Genomic DNA, 20,384 nt, shown 5'->3' with positions numbered 1-20,384 from the left:
AGGGCCTTTCTAGGACTTCGACGGCATGGACGTCATGACGGTGAACGGAGGCGTACGACTGCTGTCGTACCGGATCCGCGTGTCGATGCCGTACACGTCGGACGCCTTCGCGGCCAGTCCGCCCTGCTTGTACCCGGACAGCGGGTCGTTCGGGTCCAGCGGCTGCTTGCTCACGCTGCGCCCGCTCGGCTGGTTGTCGGGCGTCGTCGCGTAGAACGACTTGACGTCGCCGTCGGCCGCCGGCGGCGGGCCCTTGATCCAGGCGTCGATGTCGGCCTTGTTCTTGTTGAGGTTGTACTCGGTCAGATCCTCGGCCCGCTGGTAGTCCGGGAAGGCCGAGGAGCCGCTGGGCATCGGCTTGCCGTACGGCCACGCCTGCGTCGGCCCGTTCGACTGCTGGTCGCGCAGGCGCTGCGCGAGCTGCTCGTCCGTCTTGCCGACGTGCTTGTCGAGGGTGTGGCCGTCCGCCATGTACTCGTTGGCGGCCAGGTTCAGGTCGTAGTTCCCGTTGGAGTCGACCTTCAGCCAGACCTTCGAGTCCTTGAACTCCTCCAGGGCGCGGGCGCCGAAGCCGTACGCCCGGGCCTCGCCGGCCTCGAACTTCGGCGCGCTCAGGAACGCCTCGTCCAGCGGCTCCTTCAGCGCCTCCATGCGGGTGGTCAGGCCGCCGAGCTTGCCGGTGTACGTGTCGACGATGCCGTTCAGCTTCGAGGTGTCGAGGTTGAAGACGGTCTTGACGTCGAAGGAGAGGAGCAGGCCCGCGCCCTTGCCGATGACGTTCGTGACGGCGCCCAGGAAGCTCTTGGGGTCCTTGGGCTTGGCCAGGTCGTCGACGATCTCCTTGGCGGCCTTGAGCATGGCGCGTTCGAGCTCGTCGTAGACGTCGCGGTTCAGGTCGACGGCGGCTTCCGCGTACTCGCGCAGGATGGTCGCGACGTTGTCGGCCGTGTCCTTCAGGACGGCCAGGACGGGCTCGCTACCGGTGGGCAGCCGGGGTGTGCCCGGGCCGGAGTTGGCGGTCTGTCCCCACTGGTAGCCGACCCGCTGCTGGCCCCAGGCCGTCGCGCCCCACAGGGCGCTGCAGAAGGTCCGCATGGCGGCTTCCCAGTCGGCCTGCTGGTGGTTGGTGATGGTGCCGACGGCCTGGGTGAGCTGGTCCGCGACCATCGTGCCGACGACGGAGACGTCCATCCAGCTGTGGCACAGCGAGTTGAGGTAGTGCTGCTGGGGGAAGGGGTAGACGTCCGCGACCTTGCCGACCCGGAACACGTGCTTGCACAGCGGGTGCAGGATGTCCCGGACGACCTGCGGGAGGTGTTCGAGCAGGCCGCGCAGGAGGTCGTCGCCGCCGTCGTCGTCGCCCCACTTGATGTCGGGGACGGCGCCGAAGTGCGGGGCCTTGTCGACGACCGCGGGCCGCGGCCGCTGCTCGGGCGCCTTGCCGGGCTGCGGGTGGGAGGCGGCGTCCGCCTTGGAGTACGCGTTGGCCGTCTCGGTGAAGCCGACGGCGACGCCGCCGACGCTGAGCACGCTGCGGCCCCAGACCTCCAGCCAGCGGTCGCCGATCTTCTTGTACGCCTGTGCGAACTTCTCGGCCTCGGTGCCGGCGCCGCCGGCGTCCGGGTACTTGCCCAGCTCCTGGAGCAGCTTGTTCGCGCCGCGCATCAGGAGGTCCTGCTGCTCGGCGACCCGCCCGGAGACCCGCCAGAGGTCGCTCGGCTTGACGTCGATGGTCCCGGAGCCGCCGGGGGACGGGGTGGGAGTGCCCATCAGGCGCCGCCTCCCCAGCCCTGGAGCACGGACCTGTTGGCGGCGGCGTAGTTGAGGTGCCCCTTGGTCACGACCTCGTGCAGCCACGCCTGCGCGGCCTTCAGGTCGTCGGCCTGGTGGCTCCACTTGTCCAGCTCGTCGACGAAGGTCTCGCGGGCCTCGCCCTCCCAGGTCACGACGACCTTGGCGACCCGCCCGTAGAGCGTGTCCAGCTTCTCGTTGAGGGAGCGGAGGATGTCCTCCAGGTCTCCCGAAAGGCGTTGCAGAGTGGCGAAGTCGACGGTGATCCGGTCGTCTCCCGGGCCCTGTTCCGACATGTGCTGATCCCCCGTGATGTCGCTTCGGATGCGGTCCGGTTCAGAGGTCTTCGAGGCGGCTCTTGGGCGCGGGCGCGGGTGCCGGGTCGGGCACGGTGAGCTCGCGGGCGGCGGCGGTCACGTCCTCGCCCCGCTGCACCTGCCGCATCTGCGCGAGCACGTCGAGCTCCTGCTCGGTGAAGCCGTCGCGCGAGGCGCGCATCGCCGCTTCGAGGAGTTCGAGCACCTGCCGGATGCGTACGGCGTCCTCGGCGACGCCGCGGTGCAGCGAGCGGTACGCGGTCGCGGTGGGGCCCTGCCAGCCGGCGGCGATGGTGTCGACGACCTCGTCCATGCGGCGGGTCTGCCGCTCCAGGTAGCCCTGCATGGCGTCGAGGTCGTCGGCCAGCCTGGTGAGGTTGTCCTCGGTGTACTTCAGGCCGGCGTTGCCGCCCGGTCCGTTCGCGTTGTCGGCGTCCGCCATCCTGAGCCCCCGCTCGTCGCGCCGTCCGTACACACGTTCCTGCGTACGGCAGTTCACTTTAGCAAGCGGGAAATCGGCCAGGCCACGGATCGCCGACCCGGGGCCGGGGCGTGCTGGTGGTCGTCCGTGCCGCGTCGGGGGGTGTCAGGGACAGGCTGTGGAGCGGCTCCTGACGGGCTGGCATACTGCACGCGTAGCCCTTCGCGCATCCCCCGTCGCGAAGGGCTACATACGTAGTGCGCGCCGGGGGGCACCGGCGCACGAAGTTTTCACACGGTCAGGGGACTCCCCTGTGGCCCCCTGGCCGTGTTTTTTGTAGTTAACAGTGACGTAGAGTGTTTACGCAAGCCCGGCACTTGCGCCGGTGCATGATGCGAACGTAGGTAACGGGATGGACATCGGCGAAGAGCACGTACCTGAACTGCACACGCTGCGGCAGAAGGTCGAGTACATGCTGGAGAAGACCTTCCCCGGCCAGAAGGTGTCCGGACGGACCTTCGCCGAGCTGGTCAAGGAGCGCGGCGGCTCCCTCTCCCACAGCTACTTCTCGAACATCCTGGCCGGCAAGGTCACCCAGCCCTCCGAGGAGATCCTCAAGGCGCTCGGCCTCGGCTTCGGCGTGGACTGGCGTTTCTTCAAGGAGGAGTCGGAGGTCGTCGGCGACGTGGTCGCCGGACTGAAGTTCCTCGCCAAGCGGCGCACCGGCGAGATCAGCGGCGTGGCGGGCCGCGGCGTCGACGACGACGGGCTGCCGGCGGAGCTGCTGGAGTTCGCGCTCTCTTTGCTCGCGGACACCAAGGACGGGCAGCAGCGGACCGACGGCGCGGCGGACGGAGCGGCTGACGGCGGCGGCGGACGGACCGGCTGACGGCGGCGACTGACGGCGGCGGCGAAAGGGAACCCGGGCGCCGGCGGAAGCGTCTTTCGTGGGCGTGACGGGCGTTGGCTAGACTCGCCGAGCGCATGTCACACACGCGTGACGACGACCAAGAGGCCCCCATGTCCCTGCGCGAACTGCGCAAAGAATGTGAAGCCGGACTGGCCGACCTTCCCATACCGGCCCCCTTCACCATCGAGGGCCTGGTGGCGAACATGGAGGCGGCCCGCGGCCGGACCATCGTCCTCCAGGAACTGCCCGAGCGGCTCGCGCGCGTCAACGCCGCCTGCGGCCTGCGGCTCAAGTCCGGCACCACCAGTTACGTGCTCTACCGTCGCCGCCCCACCGCGTACCAGACCCAGCACGTCATCCTGCACGAGCTGTGCCACGAGTGGTTCGACCACGGCACCAGCCTCGACGCCGACCAACTGCGCATGCTGCTCCCGGTGTTCGACACCTCGCTGATCAAGCGGGTGCTCTCCTCCGACACCGTCCAGGCCCGCGCCCAGTACGACACCCACGACGAGCGGGTCGCCGAGTTCGGCGCCTCCCTGATCCCCCGCATGGCCAGGGACGTGACCAGCGACGACATGGTCGGACGGCTCGCCAACTCGCTCTCCCGGCCCGTCGCCCACCGCCGCCGCTCGCTGTTCGGCCGCTCGTTCTTCCGCCGCTCGTAGCACCACCGACGATCCCCCCACCCCGAGGAACTCACGTGACCGCGCTCGACCTCGCCGGCTACCTCATCGCCGGTCTGATGACTGCCGTCGCCCTCTGGCGCATGCCGGCCGCACTATGGGGCGACGAGGAGGACAAGCGCCGCCGCGCCCTGTGGGGCTGCTACGCGGGCTTCGCCATCGCCCTGTGGACCAAGACGCGCGTGGTCCGCATAGGCCTCAACAACAGCCCCGTCGTGGACCTCGCGGTGCTCATCAAGCACTACACGGCCACCATCGCCATCCTGGCGATCCTCAGCTACATCGTCGCCATCTACGGGCACTTCCCGGAGGGCGGGCCGATCCCGCGCCACGTCCGCTTCGCCCGGCTCGTCCAGCAGGTGGCCGCCAAGGCCTCCGTGGTCACCCTCGTCCTGCTGACCGTGCTCTTCTTCACGGTCGTGGACCGCTCGGTCCCCGCGGACCGCTTCGTGGCCGAACACGCCGGCCAGTGGGGCGCCACGCTCTACATGAGCGTCTTCTACGTGTACTTGGGCGCCGCGTCCGCCGTCTGCGCCTACCAGTGGGCCCTGGCCACGGCCGACGCCAAGCTGCTCCACCTCCGGGTGGGCCTCGGCATGATGACCTTCGCGATGTTCATCGGCGTCGGCTACACCCTCAGCCGCACCCTGTTCCTGTGGATCAGCGTGATCGACCAGCCCAGCGAGAGCTTCGCGCTGGCCTTCGACGAGGCCACCGAGGCCGCCCAACTGGTCCTCTTCGCCTTCTTCGCGCTCGGCGCCTCCATCCCCGCCTTCAGCAAGGGCTGGCGGCGGGTCCGGCTCTGGCGGGCCCAGATGGACCTCCACCCGCTGTGGCGCGAGCTGATGACGGCCTTCCCCGACCAGCCCTTCGCCCCGCCGGCCTCCCTCACCCGCGAACTGACCCGCTTCGACACCCCCGCCGACCTGCGCGTCGACCGCTGGGCCGCCGACATCGCGGACGCGGTCGAGAAGCTGCGCCACTACGTGCCCGACAGCCTGCTGACCGCCGCCAAGGACGCCGCCGCGGGCCAGGGCTCGGACCCCGGGAAGGCCGGCGCGCTCGCCGACGCCTACTGGATCAAGGCGGCCCTGCTCGCCAAGGCCGAGGGCGCGCCCGCCGGGAAGGCCGCCGCCTTCGACACCAAGCACGCCACCGACCAGGACGGCGAGGTCGCCTGGCTGCAGCGGGTGGCCGCCGCGTACAAGGCCATCCCGGAGCAGCGAAGCCGGGCCGTCCTGAACTCCTGCCTGGAGGCGAGCGCGTGACCGGCACCGAGCACACCGACACGACGGACCCGACGTTGACCACCGATGCGGCCCCGACCGCCGGTACGTCCCCGACTGCGGGTACGCCCGTGGGCGCCGGGTCGCCCGTGCCTGCCGATACGCCCGTCCCCGCCGGTACGCCCCTGACCGCCGTGGCCCGCGTCGTCACCGACGTCCTGCAGCCCCGCAACGTCCTGCTCGCCGGCATGCTCGGCATGGGCCTGGCCGCCGCCGGCCACTGGACCGGCCTGCTGTGGGGCTTCCTCGGCGCCCTGTGCGCCGGGCTGATACCGGCCGGCTACATCGAATGGGAGCGCAAGCGGGGCACCTGGGGCGACCGGCACGTCGTCGACCGCACCCAGCGCGCGCCGATCTTCTTCGTCATCCTCGGCTCCATCGGCACCGGATCGCTGGTCATGCTCCTCGGCGGCGCCCCCACGGCCATCCTCGTCGCGATGCTCGCCCTGTGGGTGATGACCATCGGCCTCCTCGCGGTGAACACCGTCTGGAAGATCTCGGTGGACTCCGCCGTGGCCTCGGCGGTGGTCGCCCTGCTCGCCGCGATCCACTCCCCGTGGTGGCTGCTCGCCTTCGTGCTCACGGCCGCCGTGTGCTGGTCGCGGGTCGCCCTGACGTACCACACGGTGGCCCAGACGCTGGCCGGAGCGACGCTCGGCGCGGCCACGGCCACCGCGTTCCTCTTCTAGCCGCCACTCCCACTCCGCTCCCGGCTCCGGGCGTTCACGAAGGCTTCTCGGCCAGGACGCCCGAGCCGCGGTTCCCGTAGGAACCTACGAAGTGCCGTTCACGGAACGATCAAGGTTTCATGGTTTCAACGCCTGCCCGGAACAAGCCAGTTGGCGATCTACTCCAGGGACAAGCCGAACCAACGAACGGGGAAAGCCTTGTCCGAGAAGCTGCCTGGCCGTCAGATCGAGATCTCCTGGCCCGACCTCGGCATCACGGTCACCGCCGACCTTGACGGCCGCAACGCGGCACTCGCCGACGCCCTGTGGGAGTCGCTGCCGTACCGGAGCCTCCAGGGACACGCCCTCATCGCGGGCGAGCACCTCTACCACGTGTCGCCGATCCCCGCCCTGCTGCACACCTCCCACGACACCCGGATCCCCGACCGGCGCGAGGCCCCCGACGGCACCGTGTTCTGCTCCGGCCTGCAGCACCTCGGCATCAAGTACGGCACCCTGACCGAGCCGATGCCCGCCACCCCCGTCGGCCGGATCCGCGAGGCGGACATGCCCGCCCTGCTGGAGGCCGGGGCCGCGATCTGGGACGCCGTCTACTCCACGAAGAAGCAGATCATCGCCGAGGTCCGGCGCGCCGGCGAGCCGGGCGGCCACCGCGTCCCGATGCTCCACGCCGGCCACGCCGTCGCCGACCGGCTGATCGCCGACATCCACGCCGAGACCGAGCGGATCTGGCTCGCGCCGCCCGCCGAACTCGACGGCCTCCACCAGGGCGTCATCCCCTCGCGGGCGGGCAACTTCGGCACCGTCCTGCCCACCCTGCTGTTCGTCAACGGCGAGACCAGGCCGCTGGGTTACGCGGCGTACGGCGGACTCGTCCGCGCCGCCGTCCAGGGCATGGCCATGGACTCGCTCGTCCACATGACCCGCCTCCTGGTCGGCGTGCCCGCCGAGTTCCTCGGCTACTGCGGCCTGGAGAAGCTGTGGGCGTTCACCCAGCGCTTCCTCGACGTCCTCGACGACCTCGACCGCGAGGACTTCTACGCCGTCACCAGCCAGATGGCCCTCTACATCAACTGCCTCGGCGGCTGGAACCTCCAGCTGTACCCGTGGGAGACCGGCGACCACCTGCGCCAGCAGGCGGCCGTCCAGGACGCCGCGTAACCCACGCCCGCGGCCCCGCCCCACAGGACAGACACAGGAGAGGACCACCCTTGAGCGCCCTGCCCGCCCGCGCCGGCGCCGTCGTCATCGGCGGCGGAGTGATCGGCACCTCCGCCGCCCACCACCTCGCCGAAGCCGGCGTGGACACCGTGCTCCTCGACCGCGGAGGGCTCGGCGGCGGGGCGTCCGCGCACACCGCGGGCATGGTCCGCACCTACTTCCCCGGCAACCCCGACACCGGGCGGCGGGCCGTGCGCAGCCTGGCCGCCTACCAGGACTTCGCCCGCCGCACCGGAGCCCCGCTCGGCCTGCGGCGGCTCGGGTTCATGGCGCTGTTCACCGACGAACGGCAGATCGCCGACTTCGAGGCCGAACAGCCGGCCCAGCGGGCCGCGGGCGTCGGCGTCGGCCTGATCAGTGCCCGTGAGGCGGCCGCGCTCAACCCGCTGATCGACGAGCGCGCCGTCCTGGCCGCCGCCTGGTCCCCGGAGGCGTACCACGTCGACGGCCTCGACATCGTGCGGGGCTACGCGGCCGCCGCCCGTGACCACGGCGCCCGCCTGTTCACCCACACACCCGTCACCCGCATCGACGACGACAACACCGTCCACACGCCGCGGGGCAGCATCGCGGCGGACGCCGTCGTGTGCGCGGCCGGGCCCTGGTCCGGCGAGGTGGCCGCCCTGGCCTCGGTCGACCTGCCGCTGGCACCGCGCACGATGGAGATGCTGTTCACGGACGCCCTGCCCGCCCTGGCCGTCCCGTCCGCCGCCGTGCCCGCCTCGTCCGACGCGCTGGCTGCCTCGTCCGACGCCCTGCCCGCCTCGACCGCCTCGTCCGCCGTCCCGCGCGGCGAGCTGCCCATGACGATGCACGCCGCGTCCGGGCTGCGGATCCGCTCCTGGAAGGACCGCGTGCTCCTCGCCATGGGCGCGCCGCGGCCCGGCGAGACGCGCGACGCCTGGCTCGGCCGGATCGCCGGCCATCTCGGCACCCTGTTCCCCGCCCTGGCCGGCACCGGCCTGCACCGCGCGTGGAGCGGCGACTTCGACGCCAGTCCCGGCAACGGTCCCCTCATCGGGCGACACCCCACCCGCCGCTTCGTGTACGCGGCCGGATTCACCGGTGCCGGCCTGTGCCAGGCGCCCGCGGCCGGGGAGCGGCTCCGCGACCTGCTGATCGCCCCGTAGCCGGCCCCCTGCCCCCATGTCCCATGACAGGAAAGACCGCTGTGATCGTTCTTGGATGTAATGGCTTCAGCCGGGTCGCGGAGTTCTTCTCCGAGCGCCTCGGCGCGACCGGCATCAACAAGCACTACCTCCTGGGCCACGACGCCGCCGCCGCACTCCTCGTCGACGGCCGTCTCGTCGCCGCCGTGGAGGAGGAGCGCCTCAACCGGGAGAAGAAGACCACCGACTTCCCGGCGCGGGCCGTCGACTGGTGCCTGGAGGAAGCCGGGATCACCTTCGACGACGTCGACCTCTTCGCCTTCCCCTGGAACTGGACCCCCCAGGTCCTGGACGAGCTCCTCGACGGCATCCGCGGCTCGTCGCTGGCCGAGGACGCGAAGCGCCGCCTCCTGGGCGACATGGCCGACCTGTTCGACCAGGTCGTCAGCCACGAGGCGATCCTCGCGGACTTCGAGGCCCGCACCGGGCACCGCCCCGACCCGGCCAAGGTCCGCTTCGTCCCGCACCACCTGGCCCACGCCACGACCGGCTACTACCTCGCCGGCATGAAGGACTCCGCGTTCCTCGTCAGCGACGGCCGCGCCGAACGCTTCTCGACCCTGACCGGCGAGATCCGCGACGGCAGGATCACCGTCTTCGACGACACCGCCACCGGCGCCCAGTACTCCATCGGCACCCTGTTCTCCTCCATCACCCGCTTCCTCGGCTTCGTCCCCAACAACGACGAGTACAAGGTGATGGGCCTGGCCGGATACGCCGAGCCGCCGGCCCCGAACCCGTTCCTCGAACACCTGCTGAGGCTCCACGACGACGGCCGCTACAGCTTCACCACACCGTTGCGCACCGACGACCTGCACAGCCACGACGCCCTGTTCGAGGAGTACTTCGGACCCTTCGAGGACACCCTCGCGTACACCTCACGGGTCGCCGCCGCCGCGCAGCAGATGCTGAACGTCGCCACCGCCCACCAGGTCGCCCACCTGGAGAAGCGGACGGACCTCGACCGGCTCCTCTTCGAGGGCGGCGTCGCCCTCAACTGCCTCAACAACACCCCGCTGTTCGAGGGCTCCCGCTTCACCGACATGCAGGTCAGCTTCGGCGCCTCCGACACCGGCATCACCATCGGAGCCGCCGCCCACGCCTGGCTCGACCACCCCGGCACCGGCCCCGCGGACATCCTCGCCGCCTCCGCGCCCGTCACCCCCTACCTGGGCCCGGCCTACGACGACACCGCCATCGAGGAGGCGATCGAGGCCTTCGCCGGCCGTGTCACCGCCACCCGCCTGACCGACGAGGAGGTCGTCGGCAAGGTCGCGGAGCTGCTGACGGAGAAGGTCGTCATCGGCTGGTTCGAGGGCCGCGTCGAGCACGGGCCGCGCGCGCTGGGGCACCGCAGCATCATCGCCAACCCCGGCTTCGACGACATCAAGGACATCATCAACACCCGGGTCAAGCACCGCGAGCCCTTCCGCCCGTTCGCCCCCCTCGTCCTGGAGGAGCGGGCGCCGGAGATCTTCGACATGGGGCGCAAGACCAGCTCCCCGTACATGACGTTCGTCTTCCCCGTCCGCGACGCGTACCGCGACCGCATCCCCGGCGCCGTACACGTGGACGGCACCTCCCGGATCCAGACCCTGACGGACGAGGGGACGCCGCGGCTCACGGCGCTGCTGCGGAGGTTCACCGAACTCACCGGCACGCCCTGCCTGATCAACACCTCGTTCAACGTCGCCGGCGAACCCATCGTCTGCACCCCGACCGACGCCCTGAACTGCTTCATGGGCGCCGAGATCGACTACCTGGTCCTCGGAAACCACCTCGTCACCAAGGCCGGCGGCGCCGACTAGCCGCCCGCGAAAGCCGGAAGAACAGCCAGCCACAAGGAGCATCCGTGTCGATCCAGATCCAGCGCAAGCACACCATGTACCACTCCACCGTCCTCGACGCCGACCCCGAGACCGTGTGGGCGACCGTCCGCGACGCCATGCAGATCCTGGAGATCGTCTCCCCGGGCGACCTCGACATCCACACCGACGTCACCTGGACGGACGGCGGCTCCGTCGACACCGTCCCGGCCCGCTACGACTTCAGGCTCACGCTCAACGGCGGCCTCGTCCAGCAGGAGATCGCCGCCCGCGACGAGATCAACAAGACCCAGTCGTACCGCGCCGTCGCCCCCACCAGCGGCGTCCAGAGCTACCAGGCCACCATCCGGGTCCTGCCCGTCACCAACGACCCGGCCCGCAGCTTCTTCGACTGGTCGCGGGTCCTGGAGATCGCCGAGGACGCCGACCTGAACGTCGTCGAGCGCATCATCGACGTCATGGAGAAGCAGACCGACGCCGTACGCGACCACTTCGCGCGGTCCGCCCACTGAGCGGCCGGGACACAGCGGCAGGCCCAGGTCACCGACCTGGGCCTTCGCGCTGTGCGCGGGTGCGCATGTGCGCTGGTGCGCATGGGCTCACCGGCTCACCGGCTCACCGGCTCACCCGCTGACGTGCTCGCGGGCTCATGTGCTCACCGGCCGGGCGCGGGCCGGAGGGTGTCGAGGGTGTCGAGGGTGGCCTCGAAGCCGCGGATGAGGGCGGCCAGGCCCGCGTCGAACGCGATGTCGCGGTAGTCGGGCGGGGGGTTCAGGAACGGCTCCAGGCCCGGGGGGAGTTCCTCTTCCGGCGGAGGCGGCTCGGTCGGTGCGTCGACCAGGGCGAGGGCCGAGCCGGTGAGGAAGTACTCGACCGACCGCACGAGGGGCATCAGGTGCTCCTCCGGCCATCCCGCCGCGCGCAGCAGGTCGAACGCCGCCGCGTAGCCGCGCAGGGCGGAGAGTCCCCGCGCGGGCCGTCCGACCAGCAGCGGGATCGCGTGCGGGTGAGCGGCGAGCGCGGCCCGGTAGGCGCGCGCCCAGCCGTCCACCGCCGCGGTCCACGGGCGGACGGTCATGTCGAGGTCCATCTCGCCCAAGATCAGCTCGCGGATGCCGTCGAGGATCTCGTCCCGGCCCGAGACGTGGTTGTACAGGGAGGGCCCCTTGACGCCCAGCCGGGCGGCGAGGCGCGGCGTCGACAGCGCGGCCGCCCCCTCCTCGTCCACCAGGTCGAGGGCGGCCCGCATGATGCCGTCCCGGCTCAGCGCGGGGCGGTGCGGCCTGCCCATCTGCCCGTCCTCTCCCCGGCTGCTCTCCGGATGCCGCGCGTGGCCTGAAGTCGACGGTCAGGCAAGGGTGTTGACCGCGCTTTTTCATCTGCGGGTGCCGGTCAGTGTACGGTCCCCCAAGAAACTACAGGCTCTAGTCCCGGCGTACGGCGGATGCGGCGCCGACGGGTGTCCGCGCACCGGGGCGCAACCGGTGCGCACCGGCGGCGGACCGGGGACCGCCCCGTCCGGGCCACCTCGTGCGGCCGCTCGGCGGGACGTCATGAGCCTGCTTTCTCCCGGCCCGGGCCCGAGTCCGCGCCCGCCGCCTCTCTCCCACGCATCGAATCTGACCAACTCGACGTCGAAGGTGACCCCCCACATGTCCATACGCACCCGAGGGCTGACCGTGCTCACGGTGACCGTCGCGCTCGTGCTCACCGGCTGCGGCTCGACGGCACCGGCGGCCCGGCCCGCCGCCGCCGACGACGCTCCCGTCGCCTTGGCCGCACCCACCCCGGACGGCGACGGCCCGCCCTACGACCCGGCCGCCACCGCCGCCGCGACGGCACCCCGGCACACGCCCGGCCCGGGCGGCCGGCCCGTCACGCCGGTCACGCCGGTCATGCCGGTCAGGCCCGTGGCCAAGGGGAAGTCCAGGCTGGCGCTCGCCACTCCCGACAAGAAGGGCGGGCCCGCCAAGGCCACCACACCCGCCCTCGCGCTCACGTCGTACGACCGAGGGACCGGCCGGGCCGTCCTGGCCCCCGCCAAGGACGCTTCCGCGCCCGCCGCCGACGCTTCCGCCCCCGCCAAGGCCCCTTCCGCGCCCGCCGCCGACGCTTCCGCACCCGCCCACCACGGCGACACCAGCGGGACGCGGATCCGGCCCGGACAGCTCATCGACAGTCCGCCCACACCGGCCGCGCCGCGCGGCGCGCTCCTCGCGGTCACCGACGTGCAGCCGTCCGACGACGGGAAGACGGTCGTCCACACCCGCCCGGCCACCCTCACGGAACTCCTCGGTGAGAGCTCCGCGAGCCTGCGCACCGCCCTGGATCCGCGCAACATCGAGGTGAAGCCGCAGGTGAAGGACCTGAAGGTGTCCTTCACCAAGGGCCCCGACGGCGGCGCGGGATCCGCCTCCGCCGGCCTGCGACTGGACGCCGACACCACGGTCCCGCTGCCCCACGGGGCCTCGGCGAAGCTGGACGGCTCGATCGAACTCGACCCGACGCTCGGCTTCTCGTACCAGGGCTCCGCCCTCCGTCCCCAGCAGGCCGGCGTCGGCTTCGATCTCGGCGCGCACGCCACCTGGCACGTGGGTGCCGCGATCACCGACCCCGCCCAGCCGATCCGGATCCCTCTCGCCACGCTCACGGCGAGCCCTGTGGTGATGGTCGGTCAACTGCCCGTCGTCATCCACCTGGACCTCACGCTCTACGCGACGGTCGACACCGACGGCAAGGTCACCCTCGACACCGAGCAGCGGATCGACGGCAGTTGGGGCGTCCACTCCGCGTACACCAGGAGCGGCGGCTGGCACACGGACACCAGGCCCGGCACCCTGACCGTCTCCCCGGTGAAGGCCACGCTCGCGGGCACCGCTTCCGTCCGCACCGGCCTGGACGTCGAGGGTTCGGTCGCCCTGTACGACGCGGTGGGCCTGAAGGCGACCGTCTCGCCGTATCTGCGGACGGCGGTCGAGGGGCAGGTCACCGTCGACACCAGCGGCGCCGCACCGGTCGTCACCGGCACGGCCGGCCTCTACGGCGGGCTCGACATCAGGGGCGCCCTGATGGCCCGTATCGCCGTCTTCGGCACCCCGCTCTTCGAGAAGGAACTGCCCTTCCCGGCCTACCGGCACGAATGGCCCCTTGCCGCGTACGGCACTCCCGGCGGCGCCACGGCACCGCCCCGGCCGAGCGGCCGCTGAAGCCGGAGCAGGCGGTCAGTCCTGTCGCGGGAGCTCGATGTACTCGAAGACCGCGCCGTCCGGATGCCGGGCGATCATGCGCGGTCCGGAGGGGCCGGGTGCCGGGCCGTCGAGGACCTGACCGCCTGCCCGCCGCAGGGCGCTGGTGACCGGAGTCAGGTCACGGACCACGAGCGTGGCGCGGCGGTCGGAGAACTCCGCGGCCCGGTCCCCGGAGAGCAGCAGGAAGGGGCTGACCGAGGCGAGGTGGACGCCCGCGTACTGGAAGGTCGAGGCGGCCTCGGCTCCGCCCAGCTCCTGGTAGAAGGGGACGGCGGTGGAGAGTTCCGGCACGGTGACGCGGGCGATCACCTGGACGATGTTGCTCAACGGGGCCTCCGTTGCGTGGGTTGGCGTGGGGCGGGTGGCGTGGCACGGGGCGGCGCACGGGTGCCGTCCGGTGCGGTGCTCACCAGGTGAGGGGCAGGGCGTGCAGTCCGTAGGTGACGTTCGACCTGCGGAAGGGGACCTCGCCGTGCGGCACGGCGCAGCGCATGCCGGGGAACCGGCGCAGCAGCGCGGGCAGCGCCACCCGGAGTTCGAGCTGGGCCAGCGGGGTGCCGACGCAGTGGTGGACGCCGTGCCCGTAGGCCAGATGCGGGCGCGGCGGGCGGGTGAGATCGAGGACGTCGGGCGCCTCGATGCCGTCGGGATCCCAGTTGGCCGACGGCAGTGAGACGAGCACCTGCTCACCGGCCCGCAGCAGGACGTCGCCGACGCGCACGTCCTCGGTGGCGGTGCGCAGCTCGCCGTGGTGCGGGATGGTGACGTAGCGGACCAGCTCGTCGATGGCCGAGTCGCACAGCTCCGGCCGGTCGCGCAGCACGTCCGCCTGGTCGGGGTGGTGCAACAGCGCCAGCACGCCAAGGCCCAGCATGTGCGCGGTCGTCTCGTGGCCCGCGACCAGCAGGAGGTTGCCGATCCCGACGAGTTCCTCGTCGGTCACCGACGCCCCGGAGTCGCGGATGACGCGGCCGAGCAGGTCGTCCCCGGGATCGCGCCGCTTGCCGCGTACGACCTCGCGCATGCCCGCCCTGAGCGCGTCGCGCGCCTCGATGAGCTCGGGCAGCGGCGACATGACGTCCGTCATGACCCGGGTGTACCCGGCGAAGTCGTAGGTGTTCCCCTCCGGCAGTCCGAGGATGGCGCAGATGATCCGGGACGGGACGGGCAGGGCGAAGGCCGCCATCAGGTCGACGGGGTGCGCGGCGGTGGCCATCGTCGCCAGATGCTCCTCCACCACCGTCTCGACGTACGGCCGGAGCAGGCGCATCCGCCGGGTCGTGAACTCCCGGGTCACCAGGGCCCGCAGCCGCGTGTGCTCGGGCGGGTCCTCCTCGATGAACGTGCCCGGCTGGCGGGACTGCAGCGCCGCGCTCAGCCCCTGGTCCTCGGACGGGGGCACCACCACGCCGATGGGCGTGAGCCGGCTGCTGAACCGGGGGTCGGCGAGGACCCGGCGGGCGTCGGCGTACCGGGTGACCAGCCACGCCTCCGACCCGCCGGTGAGCCGGATCCGGGAGACGGGTTCCTCGCGGCGGAGCCGGGCGAACTCCGGGTCCGGAGCGAACGGGCACACCGGGTCCCTGCGGTAGGGCAGGGGAGCCGGGTCGCTGCGGCAGGGCGGGGGCGCCGGGTTGCTGCCGTAGGGCAGGGGAGCCGGGTCGCTGCGCACCGGCGCGCTCATCCGGTCGCCCCGGCCCGGTCACGGGACGCGTCACGGGATGGGTCACGGGATGCGTCAAGGGATGCGTCACGGGATGCGGAGGGCACCGGCACCGTCCAGTGGCAGCCGCGTTCCGCCAGTTCGACGCCGGCGCTGATGCCGAGGTGCGCGGCGGTGCGCTGATGCAGATCGACGCAGAACTCGCAGGGCCGGTCCAGCGTGAGGGTGACCCCCCGCCGTGCGGCCTCCTCCCGGTAGTCGAAGATGCCGCAGCGCCGCACGGTGAGTTCGGTCGACTCCGCCGAGGCGCGGGTCTCGGTGTCGGAACCGTAGACACCGAGCATGGCGCGCAGCCCGGAGAGCAGGTCCCTGGACTGGTCGTCCCTGTCCGGCAGCCGGTGCCGCATCGCGTCGGAGTTGATCCTGGCCACGTGCTCGGTCCACTCGGGGAGGTTCTCGCGCCCCATGTACCGCTCGATGGCGGCCTGGGTCCGGAAGTACACCCCGAGGACGAACTCGGCCTTCTCCTTGTCGGTCATCGTGTTCTCGGTCATCACTGTCCTCGTCTCTCTCAGCGTGCCATCGCGGGGTGGGCCGTGAGCCGTTCGATCTGGCTCAGGGACTGCTGGACCGCCTCCTGCAGGGGAGGCGGGAGGCAGCCGTGCAGCGCCGGGTCGTCCAGGTCGACGAGCCGGGAGAGCTTCCAGCCCACGTAGGCGCCCATGGAGGCCAGCGGCGGCAGCGCGGGCACCGTCCGGGCCACCACGTGGTGCTCGGTGAAGAGGGGATCGAGGCGCCGGGCGAGGTCCTCCTCCCACGCGGCGGTCGTCCCGCGGTCGGTGATCACGAGGCACACGACCGAGTCGCCCTTGATCACGAGCATGTAGTTGAGCACGACGGGTTCCCGATCGTCCCGGGGCGCCCACAGGACGGCCTCGCACTCCTCCTGCCGCACGCCGTCCCGGGCCAGCTTCGCCGCGTCCTGCTGCCGGCCCAGCGGCCGCAGCACCGGGGTGCGGACACCGCACGGACAGGGAACGCCCTCGACCTCCACGAGATCGCCCGTCCGGTAGCGCACCAGCGGCCGGGCCGGCAGATCCAGCGTCGTCACCACCAACTCCCCGGCATCCGCCCGGCCTTCCGCGACCGGACGGGTCCCCGCCTCGTCGTGCACTTCGAGGAGGTAGCTCTGGGGCTGCGTGTGCAGCGCTCCGAACTCGCACGTCACCGCGACGGTCCCGGTCTCCGAAGAACCGAAGGTGCCGACGCGCGCGGTGGCACCGGTCAGGCCCTCCAGATGCCTGAGGAAGCTGGCGCCGGTCTGCTCCGCGATCAGCAGCAGCTTGGCGAAGTCGGGCGCCGGCTCCCCCTTCGACAGGGCGTACTGCAGCAGCTCGGTGAGCCGGGACGGAGCACCCACGTACGTGTTGATGCCCAGCTCCCGGATGATGCGCAGCACCCGTGAGTAGTCGCCGGTGACCTGATCCACCCACAGCCGCACCGACGTCAGGCCCAGGTACTCGAGGACCTTCTCGAACTGGTACCCCGCCGGCGCGAACGGCCCGTTGATCAGAACGAGCGCCGAATCCCCCTCGTGCAGGACGCGCCCCCACATCTCGCCGATGTTCATCGTGTTGACGATGAGGTCGTCGACGGCCTTGGGGGCGGCGACCGGGTCCCCGGTCGTGCCCGAGGACTCGTAATAGTGCAGGAAATGCCGCATGGGCCGCGTCAATGCCCCCAGCGGGGACCGGCGCAGGGTCGAACGCGAAAGAAGCGGAATCGCCGGAAAGAATTCGTTCAGCAGACGGTCGGGGGTTTCGCCGAGCATCTTCCGGAAGAATTCGCTGTCGCGCCATTCTTTCAGATTCTCGCCATGAATTTCGGAGCCGGCGGCCTCTCTCAGGATCCGCACCAGTTTTCTCGCCTGAATTCCCGGAAGGTCGCTCCGACCGGCCAGTGTCGAACGTACGTCGGCCAAGTGGACCCGCATGAGGTCCGAGGCCGCGACGGCAGACGTGCCATCACGCATGAGCAGCATGGGTCTTACCTCCTGCCTGGAATCTAGAGCACCGGACCGGTCGAAAAGCAAATCGCTTCCGACGGCCTCACGGCAAGAGTCGAGCGTAATTTCAGGACGTCACACCGTCGCCTCGCGTGTTGATCGGGAAAGATGATGTGGCGCCTGTCCTACCGATTTTCGGCGGCCTGTTCCGGTTGGCTGAAAAACGGGCGGCGGCGTTTCGTCGAGTTGATCTCCGGTTAGCTAGCCTCGGGGCGAGGGCGGGTCTGGTGTTTGGTTATTCACCTGCGCCGCCGTTCTCGTTCCGCCCCAAAACCCCGAGCAAAAGGAGAGACCCATGGCCACTGCCACCGCCGACCCGTTGGCCCGCAAGTACAAGCGCGTCTTCGAGCACCTCGACGCCGACGGCAACGGCTACATCGAGCGGTCCGACTTCGCGTCCTTCGTCGACCGCCTGGCGAAGGAGTACAAGCTGACCAAGAAGGACCAGAAGGTACAGGCCATCACGGCGGCGTTCGACATGCTCTGGAACGAGCTGGTGCGCCACGCGGACACGAACCACGACAACCGCATCTCGGAGGAGGAGTACATCGCCTCGGTCCGCGTGACGGTCGACGACACCACCCGCTTCAACGCGACCGACGCCCTGGCCAACGCCCTGTTCGACATCATGGACGTCAACGGCGACGGCCAGATCAGCAAGGAAGAGTTCACCCGGCTGCAGCAGAACGTCTGGGGCATCAGCGCTCCCGACGCCCTCGACACCTTCACCGCCCTCGACACGGACGGCGACGGCCACCTCTCCCGCGAGGAGTGTGTGAGGGGCTGCCGGCAGTACTTCAACTCCAACAGCCTCGACGAGCCGGGCAGCTGGTTCTTCGGCCGCTTCTGACCGCGGCCGTGACCGTGCCCGGGCGCTGAGCCCGGCACGGGTCTGCACGACGAAGCCCCGGGTCACCGACCCGGGGCTTCGTCGCTTCCGCAGTCGCTCCTGGCGCTGTGACGCAGGGCACATCCTCCGGGGCGATGACTCCGTCCGCTGCCGTCGGTCATATCAGCGACAACGCCGACGCGAGGAAGGCCCGTTCATGACCCACACGCTCAACGCACCCCAGCACGTCGTTCCCGCCGGGTCCGCATCCGGCCTCGCGGCTCGGTGGGCGGTGGCCGGCGGTGTGGTGGCGGGGCCGTTGTTCCTGGCGGCCGGAATCGCCCAGGGCCTCACGCGCGACGGCTTCGACTTCACCCGGAACGCGATCAGCCAGCTCGCCCTCGGCGAGGCGGGCTGGATCCAGACCGCGAGCTTCCTGCTCACCGGCGCGCTGCTGGCCGCCGGTGCGGCCGGACTGCGGCGGGCGCTGCGGGGAGGCCCCGGCGCGGCGTGGGGGCCCGCCCTGGTCGGCGTCTTCGGCGTCTCCTTCTGGGCCGCGGCGGCCTTCCCGGCCGACGCCGGTGCGGGCTTTCCGGCCGGGGCGCCCGCGACCACCGGGATGAGCGGGCACGGGGCCGTCCACATGGCCGCCGGCATGCTCGGCTACCTCGCCCTGTGCGCCGCGTTCCTCGTCCTGGCCCGTCCGCTCGCGGCACGGGGCCGGCGCGGCTGGGCCGTCGCGTCCCGCGTCGTACCCGTGCTCGTCCTCGCCGGTTTCATGGCCTCGGCCGCCTCCGTCCTGGCGTTCACCGCGGGCGCCGGCCTCGGGCTGCTGTGGCTGAGCGCGGTGACGGCCCGCTTGGCCGACGCACCGGCCGACCGGTAGCCGACCGCCGGACGACCTCCGGAGCACCGCCGGACGACCTCCGGACCGCGGCTGGACGCTGGACGACCGCCGGTCCGGCGTGGAAGATCGACCTGACCAAGATCATGACGATAGGAAACGGGGCACCCCATGACCGACGCGGTGAAGGGTCCTGCCAGCTACTTCCCCTCCATCGAGAAGAAGTACGGCCGTCCGATCGCCGAGTGGAAGGACCTCATCCGGTCCTCCCCGCTGGCCAAGCACATGGAGCTGGTGAACTGGCTCAAGGCCGAGCACGGGCTCGGCCACGGCCATGCCAACGCCCTCGTCGCCCACACCCTCGCCGAGGACACCGCCAAGTGATCACGGCTCCGATGCGCGAGCGCTGGACGCGTCCGGACGAGGCGAAGTAGACGTAGGAGACGTAGGAGACGTAGGAGACGTACACACGCCGTGGCCCGGTGCCGAAGCCGGGCACGGCGGCGGCCCTACAACTTGCTCATCTTGGCGTACGGGCTCAGGATCCGCTCTTGCGTCGAGCCGAAATCCACGAACGCCGCGATCCCGCCCTCGATGCCGATGACCCGGCCGAGGCCGTACACGTCGTGCGTGACCTGGTCGCCCACGGCGAACTGCCGGGGAGGCGGCGTGACCGGGGCCTTGAAGGGGCTGGTGGGCAAATGGCGCTTCGGTGCACTGGGCTTTGTCATTGCTGCCAGTATGCGCCCCGCGGGCGTCGGTTCGCTGCGTCCGTTCACGTCCGCAGCGCGAGGCAGCCGGGAAGGGTCTCGGCGAAAACAACAACTCCAGGTCGATGACCAGCGGTTTTCAGATTTTCCGTACGGTGCGGGCCAGGGGGGCGGCAGGGGAACGACCCGGAGGTCACCGAGGTCATTCCGCGCCTCCCGTGCCCGGCGGGGCCGAGGCGGCCCCGCCTCAGTCCGAGTCCGGTGGCGGGGCTGATTCCGCGGCGCGGCGGTACTCGGCGTTGATGCGCTGGGCTTCTTCGAGTTGGTCTTCGAGAATGATGATGCGGCAGGCGGCTTCGATGGGGGTGCCCTGGTCGACGAGTTCCCGGGCACGTGCGGCGATGCGCAGCTGGTAGCGGGAGTAGCGGCGGTGGCCGCCCTCGGAGCGGAGCGGCGTGATGAGGCGGGCTTCGCCGATGGCGCGAAGGAAGCCCTGAGTGGTGCCGAGCATCTCGGCAGCCCTGCCCATGGTGTAGGCGGGGTAGTCGTCGTCGTCGAGACGCCCGAATGAGTCGTCTGCTGTCATTTGCACCTCTCTGTGAAACGCGTCGAGGGGCCCTGGTGCCGTACGGCACCAGGGCCCCGAAGGAACTACTACACCACCTGTCGGCCCTGATACTGCGCCGACCTTCTCTGTCCGCCGACCCGA

22 protein-coding genes are annotated in these 20,384 nt (G+C 71.1%); 12 read left to right on the top strand and 10 right to left on the bottom strand.

What is annotated here, in order from left to right:
* Positions 1 to 9 precede the first annotated feature (9 nt).
* The 3 genes from ACFYU9_RS22015 to ACFYU9_RS22005 are packed head-to-tail and all read right to left on the bottom strand — an operon-like array spanning position 10 to position 2,583.
* Positions 10 to 1,770: an RNase A-like domain-containing protein gene (locus tag ACFYU9_RS22015; protein ID WP_389211016.1), complete on the bottom strand. Its 1,761-nt coding sequence runs from the start codon at positions 1,768 to 1,770 to the stop codon at positions 10 to 12.
* On the bottom strand, positions 1,770 to 2,087 hold the full coding sequence (locus tag ACFYU9_RS22010) for a WXG100 family type VII secretion target (protein ID WP_389211018.1): 318 nt from the start codon (positions 2,085 to 2,087) through the stop codon (positions 1,770 to 1,772). Before ACFYU9_RS22010 ends, ACFYU9_RS22015 begins: the two co-directional genes overlap by 1 nt.
* A 40-nt stretch (positions 2,088 to 2,127) precedes the next feature.
* Entirely contained in the window at positions 2,128 to 2,583 is a 456-nt protein-coding gene (locus ACFYU9_RS22005; protein WP_389345761.1) for a WXG100 family type VII secretion target, read from the bottom strand.
* Between the two features lie 358 nt (positions 2,584 to 2,941).
* Here ACFYU9_RS22005 and ACFYU9_RS22000 point away from each other — a divergent pair, with 358 nt between their 5' ends.
* The 8 genes from ACFYU9_RS22000 to ACFYU9_RS21965 all read left to right on the top strand — a co-directional run bounded on the left by ACFYU9_RS22000 (position 2,942) and on the right by ACFYU9_RS21965 (position 10,828).
* Positions 2,942 to 3,418 (top strand): hypothetical protein, encoded by a 477-nt coding sequence (locus tag ACFYU9_RS22000; protein WP_389211021.1) that lies wholly within the window; start codon positions 2,942 to 2,944, stop codon positions 3,416 to 3,418.
* 131 nt (positions 3,419 to 3,549) lie between these two features.
* Entirely contained in the window at positions 3,550 to 4,107 is a 558-nt protein-coding gene (locus tag ACFYU9_RS21995; RefSeq protein WP_389211497.1) for a toxin, read from the top strand.
* 35 nt (positions 4,108 to 4,142) lie between these two features.
* The gene (locus tag ACFYU9_RS21990; RefSeq protein ID WP_389345759.1) at positions 4,143 to 5,393 is read left to right on the top strand and encodes an MAB_1171c family putative transporter; all 1,251 of its coding nucleotides are present in this window, start codon (positions 4,143 to 4,145) and stop codon (positions 5,391 to 5,393) included.
* Between the two features lie 107 nt (positions 5,394 to 5,500).
* A complete protein-coding gene (locus ACFYU9_RS21985) occupies positions 5,501 to 6,100 on the top strand; it encodes a hypothetical protein (protein WP_389345907.1) in 600 nt (199 codons plus the stop codon).
* A 198-nt stretch (positions 6,101 to 6,298) separates the two neighbouring features.
* Positions 6,299 to 7,261, top strand: a complete 963-nt coding sequence (locus ACFYU9_RS21980; protein WP_389211026.1) for a hypothetical protein — start codon at positions 6,299 to 6,301, stop codon at positions 7,259 to 7,261.
* A gap of 50 nt (positions 7,262 to 7,311) precedes the next feature.
* Positions 7,312 to 8,451: an NAD(P)/FAD-dependent oxidoreductase gene (locus ACFYU9_RS21975; RefSeq protein WP_389345758.1), complete on the top strand. Its 1,140-nt coding sequence runs from the start codon at positions 7,312 to 7,314 to the stop codon at positions 8,449 to 8,451.
* A 41-nt stretch (positions 8,452 to 8,492) separates the two neighbouring features.
* Complete coding sequence (locus tag ACFYU9_RS21970) at positions 8,493 to 10,298, top strand: carbamoyltransferase (RefSeq protein WP_389345757.1); 1,806 nt, start codon at positions 8,493 to 8,495, stop codon at positions 10,296 to 10,298.
* Between the two features lie 44 nt (positions 10,299 to 10,342).
* A complete protein-coding gene (locus tag ACFYU9_RS21965; protein ID WP_389211031.1) occupies positions 10,343 to 10,828 on the top strand; it encodes an SRPBCC family protein in 486 nt (161 codons plus the stop codon).
* A gap of 143 nt (positions 10,829 to 10,971) precedes the next feature.
* Here ACFYU9_RS21965 and ACFYU9_RS21960 read toward each other — a convergent pair whose 3' ends face one another.
* Positions 10,972 to 11,607, bottom strand: coding sequence for a TetR/AcrR family transcriptional regulator (locus tag ACFYU9_RS21960; RefSeq protein ID WP_389345756.1), 636 nt, complete (start codon positions 11,605 to 11,607; stop codon positions 10,972 to 10,974).
* Positions 11,608 to 11,968: 361 nt separating this feature from the next.
* Between ACFYU9_RS21960 and ACFYU9_RS21955 the strand changes: the two genes are divergently transcribed.
* On the top strand, positions 11,969 to 13,522 hold the full coding sequence (locus ACFYU9_RS21955; RefSeq protein WP_389345755.1) for a hypothetical protein: 1,554 nt from the start codon (positions 11,969 to 11,971) through the stop codon (positions 13,520 to 13,522).
* A 15-nt stretch (positions 13,523 to 13,537) separates the two neighbouring features.
* Here ACFYU9_RS21955 and ACFYU9_RS21950 read toward each other — a convergent pair whose 3' ends face one another.
* From ACFYU9_RS21950 to ACFYU9_RS21935, 4 genes are all read right to left on the bottom strand, one after another.
* Positions 13,538 to 13,891, bottom strand: coding sequence for a VOC family protein (locus ACFYU9_RS21950; RefSeq protein ID WP_389345754.1), 354 nt, complete (start codon positions 13,889 to 13,891; stop codon positions 13,538 to 13,540).
* Positions 13,892 to 13,970: 79 nt separating this feature from the next.
* On the bottom strand, positions 13,971 to 15,248 hold the full coding sequence (locus tag ACFYU9_RS21945; RefSeq protein WP_389345753.1) for a cytochrome P450: 1,278 nt from the start codon (positions 15,246 to 15,248) through the stop codon (positions 13,971 to 13,973).
* Positions 15,245 to 15,781 (bottom strand): hypothetical protein, encoded by a 537-nt coding sequence (locus ACFYU9_RS21940; protein ID WP_389211040.1) that lies wholly within the window; start codon positions 15,779 to 15,781, stop codon positions 15,245 to 15,247. Before ACFYU9_RS21940 ends, ACFYU9_RS21945 begins: the two co-directional genes overlap by 4 nt.
* Positions 15,782 to 15,798: 17 nt before the next feature.
* The gene (locus ACFYU9_RS21935) at positions 15,799 to 17,268 is read right to left on the bottom strand and encodes a phenylacetate--CoA ligase family protein (RefSeq protein ID WP_389211042.1); all 1,470 of its coding nucleotides are present in this window, start codon (positions 17,266 to 17,268) and stop codon (positions 15,799 to 15,801) included.
* A gap of 319 nt (positions 17,269 to 17,587) precedes the next feature.
* Between ACFYU9_RS21935 and ACFYU9_RS21930 the strand changes: the two genes are divergently transcribed.
* The 3 genes from ACFYU9_RS21930 to ACFYU9_RS21920 all read left to right on the top strand — a co-directional run bounded on the left by ACFYU9_RS21930 (position 17,588) and on the right by ACFYU9_RS21920 (position 19,349).
* Positions 17,588 to 18,142 (top strand): EF-hand domain-containing protein, encoded by a 555-nt coding sequence (locus tag ACFYU9_RS21930; protein ID WP_389211043.1) that lies wholly within the window; start codon positions 17,588 to 17,590, stop codon positions 18,140 to 18,142.
* A gap of 196 nt (positions 18,143 to 18,338) precedes the next feature.
* The gene (locus tag ACFYU9_RS21925; protein ID WP_389211045.1) at positions 18,339 to 19,007 is read left to right on the top strand and encodes a DUF998 domain-containing protein; all 669 of its coding nucleotides are present in this window, start codon (positions 18,339 to 18,341) and stop codon (positions 19,005 to 19,007) included.
* Between the two features lie 129 nt (positions 19,008 to 19,136).
* Positions 19,137 to 19,349 (top strand): DUF4287 domain-containing protein, encoded by a 213-nt coding sequence (locus ACFYU9_RS21920; RefSeq protein WP_389211047.1) that lies wholly within the window; start codon positions 19,137 to 19,139, stop codon positions 19,347 to 19,349.
* Between the two features lie 125 nt (positions 19,350 to 19,474).
* On the opposite strand, the gene ACFYU9_RS21915 is transcribed toward ACFYU9_RS21920, so the two are convergent.
* Both ACFYU9_RS21915 and ACFYU9_RS21910 read right to left on the bottom strand, forming a co-directional pair.
* Entirely contained in the window at positions 19,475 to 19,696 is a 222-nt protein-coding gene (locus ACFYU9_RS21915; RefSeq protein ID WP_389211049.1) for a hypothetical protein, read from the bottom strand.
* Between the two features lie 226 nt (positions 19,697 to 19,922).
* Positions 19,923 to 20,261, bottom strand: a complete 339-nt coding sequence (locus ACFYU9_RS21910) for a MerR family transcriptional regulator (protein WP_389211051.1) — start codon at positions 20,259 to 20,261, stop codon at positions 19,923 to 19,925.
* Positions 20,262 to 20,384 lie beyond the last annotated feature (123 nt).

Source organism: Streptomyces sp. NPDC004327 (assembly GCF_042873935.1).
Classification (GTDB): domain Bacteria; phylum Actinomycetota; class Actinomycetes; order Streptomycetales; family Streptomycetaceae; genus Streptomyces.
This window is presented reverse-complemented; position numbering and strand designations above follow the sequence as displayed.